Annotated in this window: 15 protein-coding genes; 14 read left to right on the top strand and 1 reads right to left on the bottom strand. The window is 54.2% G+C overall.

What is annotated here, in order from left to right:
* Positions 1-129: 129 nt before the first annotated feature.
* Positions 130-1,167 carry a hypothetical protein gene (locus K6123_RS19810; protein ID WP_221800929.1) on the top strand — a complete coding sequence of 346 codons (1,038 nt, stop codon included), beginning with the start codon at positions 130-132 and terminating at the stop codon, positions 1,165-1,167.
* Positions 1,168-1,266: 99 nt separating this feature from the next.
* Here the strand turns inward: K6123_RS19810 and K6123_RS19805 are convergent, their stop codons facing one another.
* Positions 1,267-2,232 carry a LysR family transcriptional regulator gene (locus K6123_RS19805; RefSeq protein WP_221800928.1) on the bottom strand — a complete coding sequence of 322 codons (966 nt, stop codon included), beginning with the start codon at positions 2,230-2,232 and terminating at the stop codon, positions 1,267-1,269.
* 597 nt (positions 2,233-2,829) lie between these two features.
* Between K6123_RS19805 and K6123_RS19800 the strand changes: the two genes are divergently transcribed.
* The 13 genes from K6123_RS19800 to K6123_RS19740 all read left to right on the top strand — a co-directional run bounded on the left by K6123_RS19800 (position 2,830) and on the right by K6123_RS19740 (position 18,143).
* Positions 2,830-3,969 (top strand): amidohydrolase family protein, encoded by a 1,140-nt coding sequence (locus tag K6123_RS19800; RefSeq protein ID WP_221800927.1) that lies wholly within the window; start codon positions 2,830-2,832, stop codon positions 3,967-3,969.
* Positions 3,966-4,976: an SMP-30/gluconolactonase/LRE family protein gene (locus K6123_RS19795; RefSeq protein WP_221800926.1), complete on the top strand. Its 1,011-nt coding sequence runs from the start codon at positions 3,966-3,968 to the stop codon at positions 4,974-4,976. The genes K6123_RS19800 and K6123_RS19795 overlap by 4 nt, the downstream gene beginning before the upstream one ends.
* Before the next feature lie 53 nt (positions 4,977-5,029).
* Positions 5,030-6,766, top strand: a complete 1,737-nt coding sequence (locus K6123_RS19790) for a DUF1302 domain-containing protein (RefSeq protein WP_221800925.1) — start codon at positions 5,030-5,032, stop codon at positions 6,764-6,766.
* Positions 6,767-6,780: 14 nt separating this feature from the next.
* Positions 6,781-8,151, top strand: coding sequence for a DUF1329 domain-containing protein (locus tag K6123_RS19785; protein ID WP_221800923.1), 1,371 nt, complete (start codon positions 6,781-6,783; stop codon positions 8,149-8,151).
* Positions 8,152-8,246: 95 nt separating this feature from the next.
* A complete protein-coding gene (locus K6123_RS19780) occupies positions 8,247-9,464 on the top strand; it encodes an MFS transporter (protein ID WP_221800921.1) in 1,218 nt (405 codons plus the stop codon).
* Positions 9,465-9,629: 165 nt separating this feature from the next.
* Positions 9,630-11,486 carry a phytoene desaturase family protein gene (locus K6123_RS19775; RefSeq protein ID WP_221800919.1) on the top strand — a complete coding sequence of 619 codons (1,857 nt, stop codon included), beginning with the start codon at positions 9,630-9,632 and terminating at the stop codon, positions 11,484-11,486.
* Between the two features lie 141 nt (positions 11,487-11,627).
* A complete protein-coding gene (locus K6123_RS19770) occupies positions 11,628-12,404 on the top strand; it encodes an SDR family NAD(P)-dependent oxidoreductase (RefSeq protein ID WP_221800917.1) in 777 nt (258 codons plus the stop codon).
* Between the two features lie 304 nt (positions 12,405-12,708).
* The gene (locus K6123_RS19765) at positions 12,709-14,088 is read left to right on the top strand and encodes a carbohydrate porin (protein ID WP_221800915.1); all 1,380 of its coding nucleotides are present in this window, start codon (positions 12,709-12,711) and stop codon (positions 14,086-14,088) included.
* A gap of 37 nt (positions 14,089-14,125) precedes the next feature.
* On the top strand, positions 14,126-15,160 hold the full coding sequence (locus K6123_RS19760) for a hypothetical protein (protein ID WP_221800913.1): 1,035 nt from the start codon (positions 14,126-14,128) through the stop codon (positions 15,158-15,160).
* 173 nt (positions 15,161-15,333) lie between these two features.
* Positions 15,334-15,870, top strand: coding sequence for a nuclear transport factor 2 family protein (locus tag K6123_RS19755; RefSeq protein ID WP_221800912.1), 537 nt, complete (start codon positions 15,334-15,336; stop codon positions 15,868-15,870).
* 144 nt (positions 15,871-16,014) lie between these two features.
* A complete protein-coding gene (locus K6123_RS19750) occupies positions 16,015-16,497 on the top strand; it encodes a CinA family protein (protein WP_221800910.1) in 483 nt (160 codons plus the stop codon).
* 133 nt (positions 16,498-16,630) lie between these two features.
* Positions 16,631-17,674 (top strand): recombinase RecA, encoded by a 1,044-nt coding sequence (gene recA / locus K6123_RS19745; RefSeq protein WP_221800908.1) that lies wholly within the window; start codon positions 16,631-16,633, stop codon positions 17,672-17,674.
* Entirely contained in the window at positions 17,655-18,143 is a 489-nt protein-coding gene (locus tag K6123_RS19740; protein ID WP_221800906.1) for a regulatory protein RecX, read from the top strand. Before recA ends, K6123_RS19740 begins: the two co-directional genes overlap by 20 nt.
* Positions 18,144-18,153: the final 10 nt, after the last annotated feature.

Here is an 18,153-nt window from a genome sequence, read left to right as displayed (position 1 = left end):
CAATGGCACCGCCCCGTGTTGCTCATTTGAGTCATACGGGGCCTGGGCCGGAGCCACTGGGAAATCAGGCGGCTCCGGCTTTTGTCGTTTGCAGGACTAATCCACAAGAAAAATAACAAGGAGTCTGCGATGTTACAGCGGATTCAATCCAGGCTGTTGACCTGCCTGCTGCTGATCTCTGGCCTGCTGCTGGTACACATCGTAGCGGCCGCGCCTGCTGCATCGGAACAGCAGCCTTCGAAAACGGCCGAGCCCGTTATTTCAGTTCCGCTATGGGGCTGGGTGGACAATCAGCCTGTGTATCAAGACGAGGCCAGATTCTGGCTTAACTATGTCGAACGTCAGCAGCAGAAGCTTGAGGCGCAGGAATTAGTCTCTCAGGCGGATCATGCCATGCCAGATCATCTCCAGCCCGATCAGCAAGCCGCCAGTTACATATGTCAGCAGCGCCATTTGCGCCAGCTGGCCAGCCAGCATGGCGTGGCCATCAGTGCTGCAGACGATCGGCAATATCAACAACAGCAGCAACAGAACATTGGCCGTTATGGCGGTGGCTACGAATATTTCCTGCAGCTGCGGCGTATGTATCAGAGTGAGGCCATGTATCACTGGCTGTTTAACAGTGATCGGCTGGCCGAACGGCTGTTCGAGAAGCTCTACGGTAGTCGGGCTGAAAAAGCGCCTGCGAATACTGTTGCCCGTTTTGTTGCCGAGCGTCAGTTGGTGTATGGGCTGTGGCTAAGGCAGCCAGCTTCGGCCAGCGCTGAACAACAGCAGCAGTTCGAACGGCTGGCAGGGCTGTTGGCGGCGATGCCAGCAGAGCAGCGCTTGTCGGAATTGCAGAAGCTGCTACAGCAATATCCGGACCCCTTGCTTAAGGGCTATCGTAATGGTCGTTTGCTTAATCAGGGGTTGTTACCCACGTCAGTCGCCAGCTGGTTCCGGCAGGGCTCAAATCAGCCTGTTCAGGAAAACCGTCTGAGCGCAGTGATCACCACTCCGGACGATGATCGTTACCTGGTGCTGCAGTTACCGCTGCAGGCGAGTCAGTCCGTGAATAACAGCAATCGTTCGTTGCGTTATTGGGCGACCCGTGAACAGCTGTTTCGGCCGATGATAGAACAAGGCTGTGAGTCTCCAGCAGTAAAACTGGCGTCAGTGCCCTGAATAGTTTGCCTGGTTTGTGGGTGGGATTGTTGGTGGGCTGCGCTGGTTAGCGCTGGCAAGCCGTATGGCTTGCAGCGCAAGGTTTGCAGATTCGTCGTATTAGTCCGCGGTAGCCAATGCAGCAGTGGTTGTCTGACCAGCTGTTTGGGTCGACTGGGCTGCAATCCGGTCAGAGCAGGACACAATCAGATCACGTACCCACAGGGTGACCGGGTCAACATTGTGCATTTCATGCCACTGCAGGCCCCATTTGAACGAGGGGATTTCCATCGGTGCTTCGAGAATCCGAATGGGCAGGTATTGCGCCCATTGCTGTGCCAGCCGGCGGTGAATGGTGGCGATACGCTGGGTGCCAACCACGCATTGGGGAATGGCGCTGAAGGTGTTTACCGTCACTTCTACCCGCCGTTCGATACCGCCGCGTTGCATCATCCAGCTGTCAACACTGGGGCGACGCTTGGAGCCGAACTGGGCTAACACGTGGCCGAGGGCACAGTATTCATCCAGGTTGATATTGTCCTGGACGGTTTTGTTGCCGCTCCAGCAAATCACCACAAAGTCTTCATCAAACAGATCAACGGAAGGATGGTCGGGGGACAGGAAGTTGGATGGCAGCAACAGGAAATCGGCGTTGCCCTGTTCCATTTCTTCAATCGGTGCATTGGTCGGGGCGGTGGTTTCAAACACGATACCGGGTGCCTGTTCAGAAGCCAGACGCAACACTTCCGGCATCAGCACGGTAACCGGATAGTCGGACATCACCATGGTCAGGGCGCGCTGGGCGCGGGAAATGTCCATATCGGGGCGGCTTTCCAGCGTTGCCTGGATCTTCATCAAGAGTTCGCGTACCGGAATGATCAGGCTTTCGCCCAACGGCGTCAGTACCATCTTGCGACCGACCTGTACCAGCAGGGGATCGTCGAAATATTCCCGCAGACGAGCAAGTGCGCCACTGGTGGCAGACTGGCTGAGGAATACCTTTTCGCCAGCGCGGGTGATATTGCGCTCGGTCAGCAGCGCATCCAGTACAACCAGTAGGTTAAGGTCGAAGCGATTGAAACGCATGGCCACCTCTTTTCTTTGTATTGTTTTTGTTGTTAGCCATTATCGTATTGCTGGATACTCTTTATGGCAATTATCCATGTTGTCGATATCTTGTATTGACTGCCGGTCAGTTTGATCGCTGGCTCGTAATGACCTGCCATTCTTCTCTTAACGGCCTTTCTCTATCAGGCGTGAGTGAGCGCTGTTTTATCCATCGAGCATTTCTCCGGTTTCCCTCTGGCCAGCCCAAAAGCCCATTTTTCGCGGCCTCCAGGCCGATTTGACGACATCCTGCAGGCTTCTGCCCAGTCATCTGCGGGCTCGATAGCTGTCATCTGCGGGCTCGATAGCTGTCATCTTTGCATCTGCAGCACCAATGACTGCCATGGCAACAAACGATTTAGTGGATGGTAAAAGCCGGTCTTAGTATGGCCCTGTACTCGCGCTACGGCGCCTGGTGAGGGCCAGAGCAGCACCTGATGGAGCGCTCGTCCTGCCGTTAAAAAATAACAATAACGCCTGTCCTGCTGTCTGGCCTTGTCAGTCACCCCGGGACAGTTACCGGTACTTCTCGCTGCAATGGCAGTGATGCGAGCCGGTAGGGACTGGAGGTGTCCAGTGAGTTCCATTCACTTGCATACATGTGGTTGTGGCCTGAGTGCTGACCACCATCAGCCTGGCTGTGGTGCTGGTGCCATCGACATGCACTGCCATGTATTTGTACCCATGGTGAACCAGAAGGCAGCTGAGCGGCCGGAATTTCAGGCGGAGCTGGCGGGTTTCGCTGGCGACATGGGACAGGCATCGGTTGAACATAATCGTGATGTGATGATGCCGCAGGCACTCGACCGGCTGATCAATGTTGAAACCCGGCTGGCTGATATGGACGCCGCCGGGGTTGCAATTCAATGCCTCAGTCCATCGCCATCCCAGTATTTCTATTGGGCAGATGAAGAACTCTCCTGCGAGCTGGTGGCATTGCAGAACATGGCCATCAGTGAACTGTGCGAGCAGTACCCAGAGCGTTTTGTGGGCTTGGGTGCCGTGTCTTTACAGCACCCGCAGCTGGCGGTTGAACAGCTGCGGGTGCTGATGCAATTGCCCGGTATGAAGGGCGTCGAAATTGCCACCCGCATCGCCGGGCTGGATCTGGATCACCCGGATTTGTTGCCGTTCTGGCAAGCCGCCGAAGCACTGGGTGCACTGGTGTTTATTCATCCCTTTACCAGTCATGTCGATGACCGTTTGCAGGACTGGTACCTGTCGAACCTGATAGGCCAGCCGCTGGAAAGCACCATTGCACTGAGCCGGCTGATTTTCTCCGGCCTGTTTGAACAACATCGCAACCTGCGGGTGCTGGCTGCCCATGGTGGCGGTTACCTGCCGCAATACTGCGGTCGCATCGACAAGGGCGCGCTGGTGCGGCCGGAGTCGGGCGGTTTACCACGGCTGCCGAGTGACTATCTGAAAACCAATCTGTGGTTCGACAGCCTGGTGTTTTCCCCGCTGAGCCTGCGTCACTTGATTGATCAGGTTGGAGCCGAGCGGGTGGTGCTGGGCACCGATTATCCCTTCGACATGGGCAGTGAAATGAATCAGCCCTGGCTGGCCAGCCTGAGCGCTGATGAGCGGCGCGCGCTGTTGCGAGACAACGCGGTGCGACTGCTGCAACTGCCAGCTGAAGCCATTCCCGAATTTTCTGATTTCTGTAAAAGCCAGCCCACCTCTGTGGCTGGCCAAGGTAAGGAGTTGTTATGACCAACCCATTGATCGGCTGGCAGGTGGACCCTTCTGCCATCGAAATGGTCGGCCACGATTTGCAGCGTCCCGAATGCATTCTGGCGGAGCCGGATGGCAGCCTGTGGACTGCTGATGCCCGCGGTGGCGTGATGCACATCGCCCCCAACGGCGAACAAACCTTAATAGCCCAGCAGCCAACAGCCGGGCTGACCGAGGCGGCTTCCGCTGCCGATCGTATGTTAGGTGGAACGCTGCCAAACGGTCTGGCTTTTGATTCCGACGGCAATATTGTGATCGCCAATTTTGGCACCAACGCCATTGAACGTATGAGCCGCGATGGCAAGTCCGAACTCTTGTTCGACAGCATGGATGGCAAGCCACTCGGCAAGATGAACTTTTGTCTGCTCGATCGCCAGGGACGCATCTGGTTCACCGTTACCACCCGTCAGGAACCCTGGACCATATCCATCAATGAAAAGACCGCCGACGGCTATGTTGGTGTGATTGATGGCGACCGCATCCGTATTGCCGCTGACGGCTTTGTTGGTACCAACGAGATCCGTTTCGACGCCGATGAGGAATGGCTCTACGTGGTGGAAACCAACGCCAAACGTATTTCCCGGGTGCGTTTCGACGAACAGCTCAACGAGCTGGAGCGTGAAATTTACGGTCCCGCCGACCTTGGTGGTTATCCCGACGGTTTTGCCTTTGATAGCTACGGCAACCTCTGGATCACCCTGATTCTCAATGAACGTCTGATTGCGCTGACTCCAGAGGGTGAGGTGTTGACCCTGCTGGACGACGGCAACCCGCAAGCGCTGGCGATTTATAACCAGCACTTTGATGAAGGCACTACCACCCCGGATCTGATGGGTGCCTGCAAGGGCAGGCTGGCCCCAATGATGGCGAGCATCACCTTTGGTGGTCCGGATTTATGCACGGTTTACATCGGCAGTCTGGCAGGCAGCAGCTTGCCAAGCTTCCGCTCCCCGGTTGCCGGGCTGCCTATGGCGCATTGGCGCTAACGGTCGTCAGGTAACAGGCTTTTCCTATAAATATAACAAGGAGCCTATCAGAGATGAGTAACAGGCAAACCACTCCAGCAACACGCACTGCCGCCTGCGGGCGTCCTGCCTTGCTGGCGGTTGCAATCGCAGCTGCCATCAGCGCCGGACAAGCACAGGCCTTTATGGTTACCAACAGTTCGGATATGCGGATCATGTGGGATACCACGGCCAAATATTCCGCAATGTACCGTCTGACCGATCAGCACGACCAGCTGGTGGCAGATACCCAGGGCAACTGGCCCAACACCGACGATGGTAACCGCAACTTCGACAAGGGGTTGGTTTCCAGTCGGGTCGACGTGTTGACCGAACTGGATGTGATCTACAAGCGTAACTATGGTCTGCGCCTCAGTGGTGCGGCCTGGTATGACAGCCAGTATCAGGATTCCAACGACAACGATTCGCCAACCACCTCGAACACGCTGTCGACTGACTACAACGAGTTCACCCAGGGCACCAAGGATCTGCATGGTCAGAGTGCCGAAATGCTGGACTACTTTGCCTTTGGCCGTGTTCGACTGGGGGATATGTCGCTGACTGGCCGTATTGGCTCTCACACCATGGTGTGGGGTGAGTCGCTGTTCTTTGGTGGCAACGGTATTGCCAACGGTCAGGCACCGATTGACGTTGCCAAGGCGATGGCAGTGCCATCGGTACAGTTCAAGGAGCTGATGCGGCCGGTTGAACAGATTTCCGGTCAGCTGCAAATCAGTCGCGATGTCAGTGTTGGCGCCTATTACCAACTGGACTTCAAGAAGACTCGTTTACCGGGTTCCGGCAGCTATTTCTCCAGTGTCGACTTCCTCAGTGAAGGTGCGGAGCAAATGTTACTGGCAGCGGATGGCTCGGCGTATTTCAAGCGTGTCGCCGACAAGGAAGCCTCTGATAACGGTCAGTTCGGTTTCCAGTTGCGCTTTCGTACTGATGATGCCGACTATGGTCTTTACGCCATCCGTTATCACAGCAAGGCTCCAAACATTAACGTCCGCCCCAATGGCAGTCCTTATGCCGACGATGATGGTCGCACCCGGGTCGGTGACTACCGCTGGCTTTATCATGAGGGGATCAAGGCGTTCGGGGCTTCTGCCACCAGAACAATCGGAAACTTCAACTTTGCCGGTGAAGTGTCATTCCGCTACAACACTCCACTGAACAGTGACGCGGCGGTCGATCTGTCTGTTGCCTCCGGCGGCGCTGTCGCACCTGGTGGCAATACCGCGGGTACGGCCTTGTATGCCGTTGGTAAAACAGCCCATGCTCAGATTAACTGGCTGGCCAGCATTGGCCCGAACTTCCTCTCTCGTGAAGCCGACTTCCTCGGTGAAATTGCCTACAACCACGTTCGTGAAGTGACTTCTGACCGTGGCTATACCTCTGAAAATCTCGATTCAGGTGGTCCACAAGGGGTGCTCAACCCGAATGGTGACCGTGATGCCTGGAATATGCGGCTGGTGTATTCACCCAAATACCGTCAGGTGTTGTCCGGTCTCGATCTGAGTGTGCCTGTGGTGCTGGGGTATGGCCTGCATGGCAACTCGTTGGCCGAAGGGTCTTTTATGGGTGAGAAAACCGGCGACCTCAGCCTGGGGGTGGAAGGTACCTATCTGGACGTTTGGCGCTTCGGCGTCAACTACACCAACTTCTTTGGTCCGGTCGACAACACCATCGACGAAAACGGTCATGGCTCATACAAGCAGGCCATGGCTGACCGCGACAACATTTCCTTCAACATCCGTCGCACCTTCTAAGCAGGGAGATAGACATGAATTCCGTAGCAAAAACCATGAAAGTCGCCCTGTTAGGTGCCCTGCTGACGGCAGCGGGAGTGGCCTCGGCAGCGGTGTCGCAACAAGAGGCGGCCCGTTTGGGCAAGGACCTGACGCCATTTGGGGCTGAAAAAGCCGCCAACGCCGATGGTTCGATTCCAGCCTGGACTGGCGGTAACACGACAGTGCCAAAAGGCTTTGTAAATGGTGGCAAACGGCCAGATCCATACGCCGATGAAAAGCCGCTGTTGGTGATTACTGCCGCCAATATGGCGCAGTATCAGGACCAGCTCAGCGAAGGTCTGAAGGCGATGCTGAAGAAGTATCCGGATACCTTCAAGGTGCCGGTGTACAAGACCCACCGTACTGCCGCTGCGCCGCAGTGGGTGTATGACAACACCAAAAACAACGCCACCAGTGCCGTACTGGACGACTCTGAAGTGAAACAGGCGTTCGGTGGTATTCCGTTCCCGATTCCACAGTCCGGTGAAGAAGTGATGTGGAATCACCTGCTGGCCTGGCGTCCAGCCTCTCACCACGTCGATGTACGTGGTATCCAGACCACTGCCGCTGGCCAACACGTGCCGACCGTGTTTGCGTCCGGTGATTTCCAGATGCCGTATTACTTCAAGGAAAGTAACTACGAAGAGTTTATGGACGATTACGACGGCGTGTTCTGGAATATCCGGCTGCTGAACTATGGCCCGCCAATCCGTGCTGGTGAAGCCATTACCGGCCACGAAAACATCAAGAACGGCAAGGGCGAAACCTGGGTGTACTTCACTGGCCAGCGTCGTGTTCGCAAGCTGCCAAACTCCTGCTGCGATACCCCGACACCTGCGTCTGCCGGTATCTCCATGTTCGACCAGACCGGCGTGTTTAACGGCCGTACTGACCGTTTCGACTGGAAGATCGTTGGTAAGAAAGAAATGTACATTCCGTACAACAACAACCGCGTGTTCCAGCGTCCTTCAGAAGAAATCCTGATGGACCACCACGTCAATCCGGAAGACATGCGTTACGAGAAGCACCGCGTCTGGGTGGTGGAAGCCACCGTCAAACAGGGTATGCGCCACCTGGCTCCGAAGCGTCGTTATTACGTCGATGAAGATACCTGGTTCGCGGTACTGGCTGACCACTGGGATGCCAACGGTGATCTCTGGCAGATGGGCTTCTCCAACCCGATCACCATGCCGGATATTCCGGCCACACTGCCGCCAATGAGCTTTGGTTTCTACGATCTGATCTCTGGTGCCTGGTACATCGACGGCGTACTGAACGACTCGGATGAGCAATACAAGGTGATGGATCGGTACGACGACTTCACCTTCACGCCAGAGGCCATGGCCGGTGAAGGCATTCGCTAACAGTCGTTTTTTTGAATGACATTCTTTACATCTTAACAATGACGCCGGGTCGCAAGACCCGGTAACCTTCGAAGTTGATTTCGGGAGTCAATAATATGAATAACAACATGACCCCAGTTGCCCGGCCGTTTCACGCCTGGCTGCTGCTGCTTTGCGGCTGCATGTCGGTGTTGGCTGCCGTGGTGATTGCCCCTGTATTGCCGCAAATGCAGGAACATTTTGCTGCCACCCCCAACGTTGAATTTATGGTGCCGATGGCACTGACGTCACCGGGGCTGGTGATCGCACTGCTGTCGATGGCCGTCGGTATCCTGGCTGACCGCACGGGCCGCAAGAATCTGCTGGTGGCCGGTCTGGCCCTGTACGCTGTATTCGGCGTTGCGCCTGTTTTTCTGGATTCGTTGCCAACCATTATTGGTACCCGCATTGGCGTCGGACTGGCCGAAGCCATCATTATGACGTCATCCGTGGCGCTGATCGGCGACTACTATTCCGGTGTGCAGCGCGAACGTTATCTGGCACTGAATACCACCTTGTCCTCAACCTCTGCGGTGATGTTTATCGCCATTGGTGGTGCTTTGGGAGAGCTGGGCTGGCGGGTGCCGTTTATGCTTTACAGCATCAGTATCATTTTGGCCTTGCTGGCGTTAGTCACTCTGTGGGAGCCAAAACGGCATCAGCCACAAGAGCTGCTGGAGTCCCTCAGCGACGAAGAAAAAGCACTCTGGAATCCGCTCAAGGTGGCTGGCATCTGCGCCGTAACCTTGGTTGGCGGCATCCTCTTTATGTCCGTTCAGGTTCACATTGGTTACCTGCTTCACAGTGTTGATATTACTGCACCAGGCACCATTGGCCTGCTGGCTTCAATGGGCCAGGTAGCGGTGGTGATCGGCTCTATCAGTTTCCGTTTCTTCCTTTCCAGCAGCTGGTTTGTAACGCCTGTTCGATTGGCAGTGGCGCTGGGCTTTATTGGCTGCGGCTATCTGCTGATCGGCAATGCCAACGGCGCTGCTGAAATTATGGTCACCGGTGTGATGGTGGCGGGTCTGGGTGGTGGTCTGCTGTTGCCAACCATGATGGTGTGGAACATGAGCAACCTGCCACCGCATCGTCGAGCCCTAGGCACTGGCGCCTGGATGGCTGCCTTCTTCCTCGGCCAGTTCTTCACCCCGATGGTGGTGGTGGGGCTGCAGGATGTACTGGGCAGTCACGCCGCTGCAATTGGTTTTATCGGTCAGTTTGTGGTGCCGGTAGCGCTGTTGTTGGCTATCGGCCAACGACTGGTACGCAACCGGGTGGTGTCATTGGCCTGATATCTGGGCCTGATACCTGTCCGAACGATTTTTCAGGAGCCTCCCGTCAGGCTCCAGGTCTCCAAACGAATTTAGCAAGAGTCCGGGATAAAGCCCGGTAACCGAGCGCCAGCCTGCATAACCAACGAGAACCCTGCGGCTGGGGTGATTATTGAGGAAATCCAAATGAGCAGTAACAGCTACGACATCGTTGCTATGGGTGCCGGCCATAATGGTCTGGTCGCCGCTGCCTATCTGGCCAAGGCCGGTAAAAAAGTGCTGGTTTTGGAACGCAAATCCTATCCGGGTGGTGGTGTGTCCACCCAGCAGTTGAACACACCGGGATACTGGCACGATGAGCACTCCAGCGTGCACATCATGATTCAGGGTAACCCGATGATTCGTCAGGACGAACTGGGGCTGATGAGCCAGCATGGACTGGAGTATCACTACTCGCCGGTGCCGCATGCGACGATTTTTCCGGATCAATCGGTGCTGTACACCTACAAGGACATCGACAAAACCTGCGAGTGTTTCGCCAAAATTTCCAGAAAGGACGCTGAAACCTATCGGGCGTTCGTGAAAATGAGCCAGGACTTTCTGAAAGTCTTTATGCCGGGCCTGTATTCGCCACCACCGCCACTGGGCGAAATGATGGCCATGCTCGATCGCACCGAAGAAGGTCGCATCATGCTCGACTATATGAGCCGCGACTGTCTTGATCTGGTTAATCAGCTGTATGAAAGCGACAAGATCAAGATTCACCTGCTGCGTCTGGTGAGCGAAAACCTGCAAGCCCCGAACGAACTGGGCACCGGCATGGGCGTACTGCTGATGCCGGGCATTATTCACACCTACGGTGTGTCGCAGCCGATTGGCGGTTCCGGCAAGCTGACCGAGTCGTTGGTGCGTTGTATCGAGCACCACGGCGGTGAAGTGCGTTGTGACTCCGAAGTGCGCAAGATCATCATGTCGGGCGACGAAGCCAAAGGCGTTGAGCTGGCTGATGGCGAGCAGATTTTTGCCAGGGATGCAGTGATTGGGGCCATTCACCCACACGTGATCCGCAAGTTCGTCGAAGGTGTTGATGAGCCGGTGCTGAAACGTGCCGAGCGTGCCACGCTGGCGCCGTTCTCGATCATGGTTTCCCACTACGATCTGAAAGAAAACGCCCAGTACTACGCCGGTGAAGATGTTGGCTACGCCACCATGCTGGAGTTTATGGCCACCGACAAGCTCGACGATATGTGCGCCGACTTTGACGACCTCAAGCGCGGTCTGATCACCAAACGCCGCCTGTGTGCCGGTGGTGACGAATCGATTGGCGACAAGACCCGCGTACCAGAAGGTGCAGGCATGTTCCACGGCATCACCTTCGCGCCATACGAGGTGAAGGACGAGCGTTGGGCGGGCAAGCACTGGGACGAATTCAAGGAAGAGATCGGCGACCTGTCGCTGGAGCACTACCGCAAGTTCGTCAAGAACCTCACCTCCGACAACATCATCATGCGCAGCATCTGCTCGCCGGTGGATCTGGAGCGTAGCTCGCCGAACTCCATGGTGCGTGGCGACCTGCACGGCGTCGCGCCGTACATGTATCAGAGCGCTGGCCACCGTCCGACGCCGGATCTGGGCCAGTTTATGATTCCTGGCATCAAGAACCTGTTCCTCGCCGGTCCATTCCAGCATCCGGGTGGTGGTGTTTACGGCGCAGGCCGAGCCACGGCACAGAAGATGTTCGAAGAACTGGGTATGGACTTCAGCAGCGTCAGCAAGTCGGTACGTCAGGACGGCGGTGACCCGAACGCCGCTGCAGCGGTGAAAAAAGGTGGCATGGTACTGCGCGGTCCGGCCGACGAAGAGCTGATGAGCGTGGACTCCATTGGTCGTGAAAACGGCGAGCTGATCATCAAGGGCAAAAGCTTCGGCACCATGCCGATGGAAGCTCGTCTCGACGCCGATGCCGCTCGTGCCGGTCTGAAAATGATGAAGTTCAGCGACATGGCTTTTTTGGCCAGCTTGCCGTTCCGCAAGGGCAAGTAAGGGCATAAACCGGTAGGAGCGAATTTATTCGCGATGGGTGAGCTTGCTCACCCCGAATTCTTTCATCCCTTGAAAGCGAATCGCGAATAAACCTTCGCGGCCCGATTCGCTCCTACACGAGTGGATAATAAGGACATCAACATGAATAAAAACAATCGCCTTGAAGGCAAGGTCGCTATCGTCACCGGTAGTGGGTCAGGAATTGGCCGTGGTTGCGCGCTGATGTTTGCTGCTGCCGGGGCTCAGGTAGTGGGTGCCGACATCAACGCAACCACGGCCGCCGAAACGGAGCAGCTGGCCGCCGAGCAGGGCACGCCGATCCGCTCGCTGGCTCCGTGTGATCTGACCAACCCGGACGATGTGCAAAAGCTCATAGACTTTTGTATCGAGCAGTATGGTCGGCTGGATATTCTGGTCAACGCCGGTGCTTTTGGCGCCTTCGCCTGGCTCGAAGAGATGGACTATTACGAAGGCTGGAAACGTACCCTCGATGGTGAACTGAGCGTGGTATTCCTGGCTTGTCAGAAAGCCTGGCCGCATCTGAAGCAAAGCGGGGCGGCGGCAATTATCAACTTCGCCTCCGCCAACGCCCACAATGCCTTCAAACCACTGCCAGCCATTGCCCATTGTGCTGGCAAGGGCGGCGTGCTGGCGATGTCGCGGCAGCTGGCGATGGAAGGGCGTGAATTCAATATTCGGGTCAATACCATTTCGCCTGCCTTGATTGAAACCACTGCCACTCGCGAACCGCTGGAAAACATTCCTGGTTTCCGTGATGAAGTGCTGGCCAAAACCATGATCAAACGCCTCGGACAACCGGAAGATATTGGTTATGCGGCTATCTATCTGGCGTCAGATGAAGCCTCCTGGGTAACCGGTGCCGACTTGCCGGTGGATGGTGGCTCGACAGCCTGGTAAGGCTGCGCTGTTGTTCACTCTTTAAGCTTGCTTGTCCAGGTCTGTTAGCCCCCGTAAGGGGGCTTTTGATTTTCTGATATATCAATTCCCTGATTTAAATCGTAAGTTTTTATCAAATTTATATGACTTATAAATATCCTGTTTAAGAATATTTGTAACGAATTGTCAGTGCTATTGGTTTCGTGCATATGTGCTCTTTTAAATAAAGTTTGGTTTTTTAATAGGTGTGTTGATAGTCTTGTTTTTGATTTGAAATTGATTTTTACAGCGTTAATAAAAATAAATAGGCTGGAAGGGAAATAAATTGAAAAATAATAGACTGCTGGTGGCAGGGGTCCTGATTGCTTCTTGCTCTGCCGCAATAGCTGATGAAGCCAATCCTTCTCTTGGTGAAAAAATTCGATTTCCCCAGAAATCAGAGTCAGGTGAAAAGCCTTCCGTTAGTGAAGCGCTTGCTGCACATGGTATTAAATATAATGGTCTTTTAATCGGTGCCGCATTTAACAACCTGAGTACCGGGGTAGATACTGGTAAAACCGGGGCACAGATGATGTTCATTAATGCCGTGGATCTCGATCTTGGGGTGATTGCCGGTATTGATAATGCAAAAATACACATGGAAGCGACACTGTTTCCATATAAATATCCGGCTGAGTCCATGGATAACTACGAAAACTATGCAAGTAGTTATCTGGGAGGAGACCAGTACCCGGCTCACGACACAGGAGCACCGGTTTTCTCGCTTTTGACCTACGAACAGACATTGCTGGATGGAGCTTTTAATTTCGAACTTGGTAAGCTCAACCTGCAGCGTTATTTCTTTCGTCCTAATAGTGGTATCGACTTTGTTTATACGGATCCTCTGGTCAAGTGGGATGCCGGTGTACCCGATGCCAGTACCGGCACTTTGGGTCTGCGACTCAGGTACAGACTGACCCCAAGGCTCAATCTGGAAGCGGGGGGCCAGGAGATGCGCGACTACGCAAAATTAGTCGCTAAAAATGGCTGGGATGCATTTTCGACGGGTGGACAAGATGGCACTTTCTGGGTCGGTAGCCTGGGATATCGCAGCGATGCCAGCAATCGTTACCCCAGTGATATTGAATTGACATATTACAAGGCTGATGCCGAAATCAGCGATCCTTATCATTCTGTGAATGGCACGTCAGTTGTGCTTACTGGGGATGACGCAAAGACTCATCAGGGATCTGACGGGGTTGTTTTCAAATTCAATCAGGGTGTCTGGGCAGACTCCACCGCCAATATATTTGAGGCTTCGAGGCTATCGGTGTTTGGTGCCGTCGAAAAATCATTTGATGACGCGAAACCAATTAACCTGGGGTTAACCGCTGGTCTGGTTTGGTCTAATCCACTAGGGTTTCAGCCTGATCAATTCAATATTGATCAAGCGGTTTTCAAGATACATTACGTCAATATCAATGAATCTACTCTTCTGGCACAGAGGGATTTGCGTATATCCAATGGTGGCGGCTCTGAGATGACCGACGAAAATCAATATCGATTTGAATTGAGCACAACGCTGGGTGTTGCCAAGCATCTGAAGGTTCAGCCGGTTGTTGAGTATATTCTTAATCCTGATACATCAAAATCCCGTACAACAGCAGATATGCCATCCAGTGGTTGGCTGACGGGTGTCATGATGATTGTGCCATTCGGTAATTAATACGACCTGATATTCAAGTGTGAAATGGAGAATAAAAATGAAGAAAATTGCTTCGGCTATTCTGGCGGGTTCATTGATGTTGTTGGGAAATACTGCGCTGGCTGCAGATAAAAATTGTGATCGCGCCTGTCTGAAAGAAATGGCACAGAAAACCCTGGTATCCATGACCAAACACAGTCGTGAAGGGTTGCCGCTGGGTCGTTGGTATTCCTTCACTGAAAACGGTGCGCCCGCAGCACCGGAAATGACCTCTTTATGGCGTTCGGTAACCCGTTTTACCGAGCCTGGTGCAGGGCAATACGCGATTGACCCAAAGACTGGTCAGGTCTTTGTCGTGGCTGAAGTGTTTGAAGGTGAGATGCCGTCGATCGTGTTTTTCCGCCTCAAGGTCGAGGACCGTTTGATCACTGAACTGGAAATGTATATCAGCCGGGCCAAGGGGGAGTCAGGTCTGAAATTTGCTCCAGAAGAACTGTCGAGCTTGCCCCCTGCCTGGTTAGAGCCTGTTCCGGTTGGCCAGAAAGCCAATCGCGAGGAATTAACCAAATGGGCAAACAGCGTTTTTGATCGCAGTTTCGGTACTCCTCCTGAGTCGAAGACTTGTGAATTGGTTGAGATGGGTGGGCGGGTTGTCGAAGATCCAGACGCTCTGAAAACCCTGATGCCGGGTGATGATCTGGCAACTGACCGCCCTTTGAAGCACGGAGTTTCCGTTCCCTGTACGTTTGACAAACGACCGGAGGCCAAAAACGCGCGGATTCTTGTGGATGAAGAAACCGGCATTGTTGTCAGCTTCGGTGTGGTTCCTGGCATTGTATACCCGAGCTTTATCGAGAAAGGTTCTGAGTCCACGTTTGTTCCAACGGAAATCAAGGATGGCTTTGAAAATCTGCCAGCTGAAATGCGTGACCCTAACAAGGCGGGTAGCACGTCATTTGTCCCTGTGCTTAAGCAGATGGAGTCCACCATGGCCGTGGCTGAAATGACACGCTTCTACGACGGCAAGGTGCAGGGTGTTCAGCGTTACATGAACATGCAGCCGATTGGTGGGAATTCACCCTGGAGTAAATAATCTTTGTCATCGCTGAAGTAGCTGGAGGTATCTCGATGCCTTTAGAGAGCCTCTCGCTGCAGCGATAAAAAGGTGATCCAGGAAGGCTGATGTCCTGGAGCAAGATTAACGGTTTGGCAGCAATCTCATTGCTGACCAAGCCTTCAGACCATAACAATAAAAAGGAATCCAATATGCTGAAACCACTGGGCCTATCCATTGCACTTGGTTGTCTGACACTGACAACGGCGGCGGTTACGCCGGTCTGGGCTGCTGACACTGCAGCGGCGAAACCGTCGTATCAGATGATCAACCACGCCAGTTTTGAAAACTATATCGCCATGTTCAATCGCAAGGATCCCGGCGCTTTTGAGGCTTATTTTGCCGACGATATTGTGATGCAAAACGGCCATATGGTGCTGAACGGCATCCCGGCGATCAAGGAGCATTATCGCAAGATCTGGTCGGTCATGAAGGAGGAGCTGAACGTGGTTAATTACACCTCGGATGGCGATAACCTGGCGATTGAAATGAAAACCCATTTCACCGTGATCAAGGACTCCGACAACTCGCCGTTTGGCAAAATCAAACAAGGCGAAAACTTCGATTACCACGGTGTGATCATGTACAAGATTGATGCCTTCGGGAAATTCTACGACATCAAGGTCGCCTATCTGGACTTCACCCGTACTACAGATGGCGTTACCAAATCGCTGGGCATGGCCCACTAACAGACTGCTAACTGGTTTACCCACCCTGAACGTCGTTGTTCCCTGTTCCTTGCCCCGCTTTGCGGGGCGTTTTTGTTTTTGGCGTCTGGTTCTCCAGATGCGGTATAAATACGGCTTTCACCCACACCAATGGCAGGAGCCTTTATGTCCTTGTTATTTGCAACCGAAGAGCTGGCTGAGCAGCTGACCATGCGGCGCTGGCGGATGGCGACTGCGGAGTCCTGCACCGGTGGTGGTATTGCTGCTGCCTGTACGGATCTGGCCGGTTCATCCGGCTGGTTCGACTGTGGTTTTGTTACCTATTCCAACGAGGCCAAGATGCAGATGCTGGGCGTTCAGCAAACGACGCTGGAGCAGCATGGTGCTGTCAGTGAAGCGACCGTGCGGGAAATGGTCGCTGGAGCGGTACAACACAGCCGCGCTGATGTAGCGGTGGCCACCAGTGGCATTGCCGGGCCGGGAGGCGCAGTACCGGGCAAGCCGGTGGGGACTGTGTGGGTCGCCTGGGGTAATCACCAGCGTATCCATGCCGAGCTGTGTCACTTTGATGGTGATCGGGCGGCGGTGCGCCAGCAGGCGGTACTGCATAGTTTGAGAGGTCTGTCGCACTGGCTTGAACAGGCCTGAATTTGACTGTTAATTTATCCAGTGTTTTTACTGTGTTCTCTTGGCGAAGCGCAAAAACTGTGTTTAACTACTGGTCAAATTTACAGTAAATATTTCCATCCGATTAACTTCCCTTCGGGGCATGAGGATTTCAATGGACGCGAACAAACAAAAAGCCCTTGATGCCGCTCTGAGTCAGATTGAGCGCCAGTTTGGTAAAGGCGCCATCATGAAAATGGGTGAGCAGCCACGGGAAGCAATTCCGGCTGTGTCTACCGGTTCACTGGGGCTGGATATTGCACTGGGCATTGGTGGTTTGCCGGTTGGTCGTATCGTTGAAATCTATGGTCCGGAAAGTTCTGGTAAGACCACGCTGTGTCTGTCGACCATGGCGCAGGCCCAGAAAATGGGTAAAACCGTTGCCATTATCGACGCCGAACACGCACTTGATCCGCTGTACGCTGAAAAGCTGGGCATCGATCTCGACAGTCTGCTGGTTTCACAGCCTGACACTGGCGAACAGGCGCTGGAAATCTGTGACAGCCTGGTACGTTCCGGTGCCGTTGATGTGATTGTGGTGGACTCTGTTGCTGCGCTGACGCCAAAAGCTGAAATCGAAGGTGAAATGGGCGACAGCCACGTCGGTCTGCAGGCCCGTCTGATGTCTCAGGCGCTGCGTAAAATCACCGCCAACGTCAAAAACGCCAACTGTCTGGTGATCTTTATTAACCAGATTCGTATGAAAATTGGTGTGATGTTCGGTAGCCCGGAAACCACCACTGGTGGTAACGCCCTGAAGTTCTACGCGTCTGTTCGTCTGGATATCCGCCGTATTGGTTCGGTGAAACAGGGCGATGAAGTGGTTGGTAACGAAACCCGTGTGAAAGTGGTGAAGAACAAGGTTTCTCCACCGTTCCGTCAGGCAGAATTCCAGATCATGTATGGTCAGGGCATCTACCACATGGGCGAAGTCATCGACCTGGGTGTGAAGTGTGATCTGGTACAGAAAGCCGGTGCCTGGTACAGCTATCAGGACAACAAGATCGGTCAGGGCAAGGCTAACGCTGCTGCTTACCTGGAAGAGCATCCGGAAATCGCGGCAGAAATCGAAGCCGGTATTCGTTCCCAGCTGATTTCTTCTTCTGTGACCTCTGAAGATTCTGATGACTCCGAGATCAATGACGAAGCCGACAGCTGATCTGCTCGACGCTGCAGCCTTGCGTATGGCTGCAGCGGACTTACTCTCCCGACGTGAACATTCCCGTCGGGAGCTGTTCCGCAAACTCTCTCCCCGGGCTGAATCGGCCGACATTCTCAATCAGGTGCTGGATGAGCTGACCGAACGAGGTTGGCAGAGCGACCAGCGTTTCACCGACAGTTTTGTTCGTAGCAAAAGCCAGCGCTCAATCGGGCCGGTACGTCTCAGGCAGGAGTTGCGTCAGAAGGGGATTGCCGACAGTCAGGTACGGCAGGGCATAGGTGAATCGGATACTGACTGGTTTGCAATGGCACTGGAAGCAGCGCGCCGCAAGGCTCGTGGGCTGGATCTGGATGATCAGAAAGACAAAGCCAAACTGTACCGGTTTCTGGCCTACCGTGGTTACACGGCCGACCAGATCCAGTACGCCATCAATGAGTGCCGTTCCTCGGACGATGATGACCAATAAAACGACACTT

Origin of the sequence: Oceanobacter mangrovi (assembly GCF_019740315.1) — a bacterium.
Classification (GTDB): domain Bacteria; phylum Pseudomonadota; class Gammaproteobacteria; order Pseudomonadales; family Oceanobacteraceae; genus Oceanobacter; species Oceanobacter mangrovi.
This window is presented reverse-complemented; position numbering and strand designations above follow the sequence as displayed.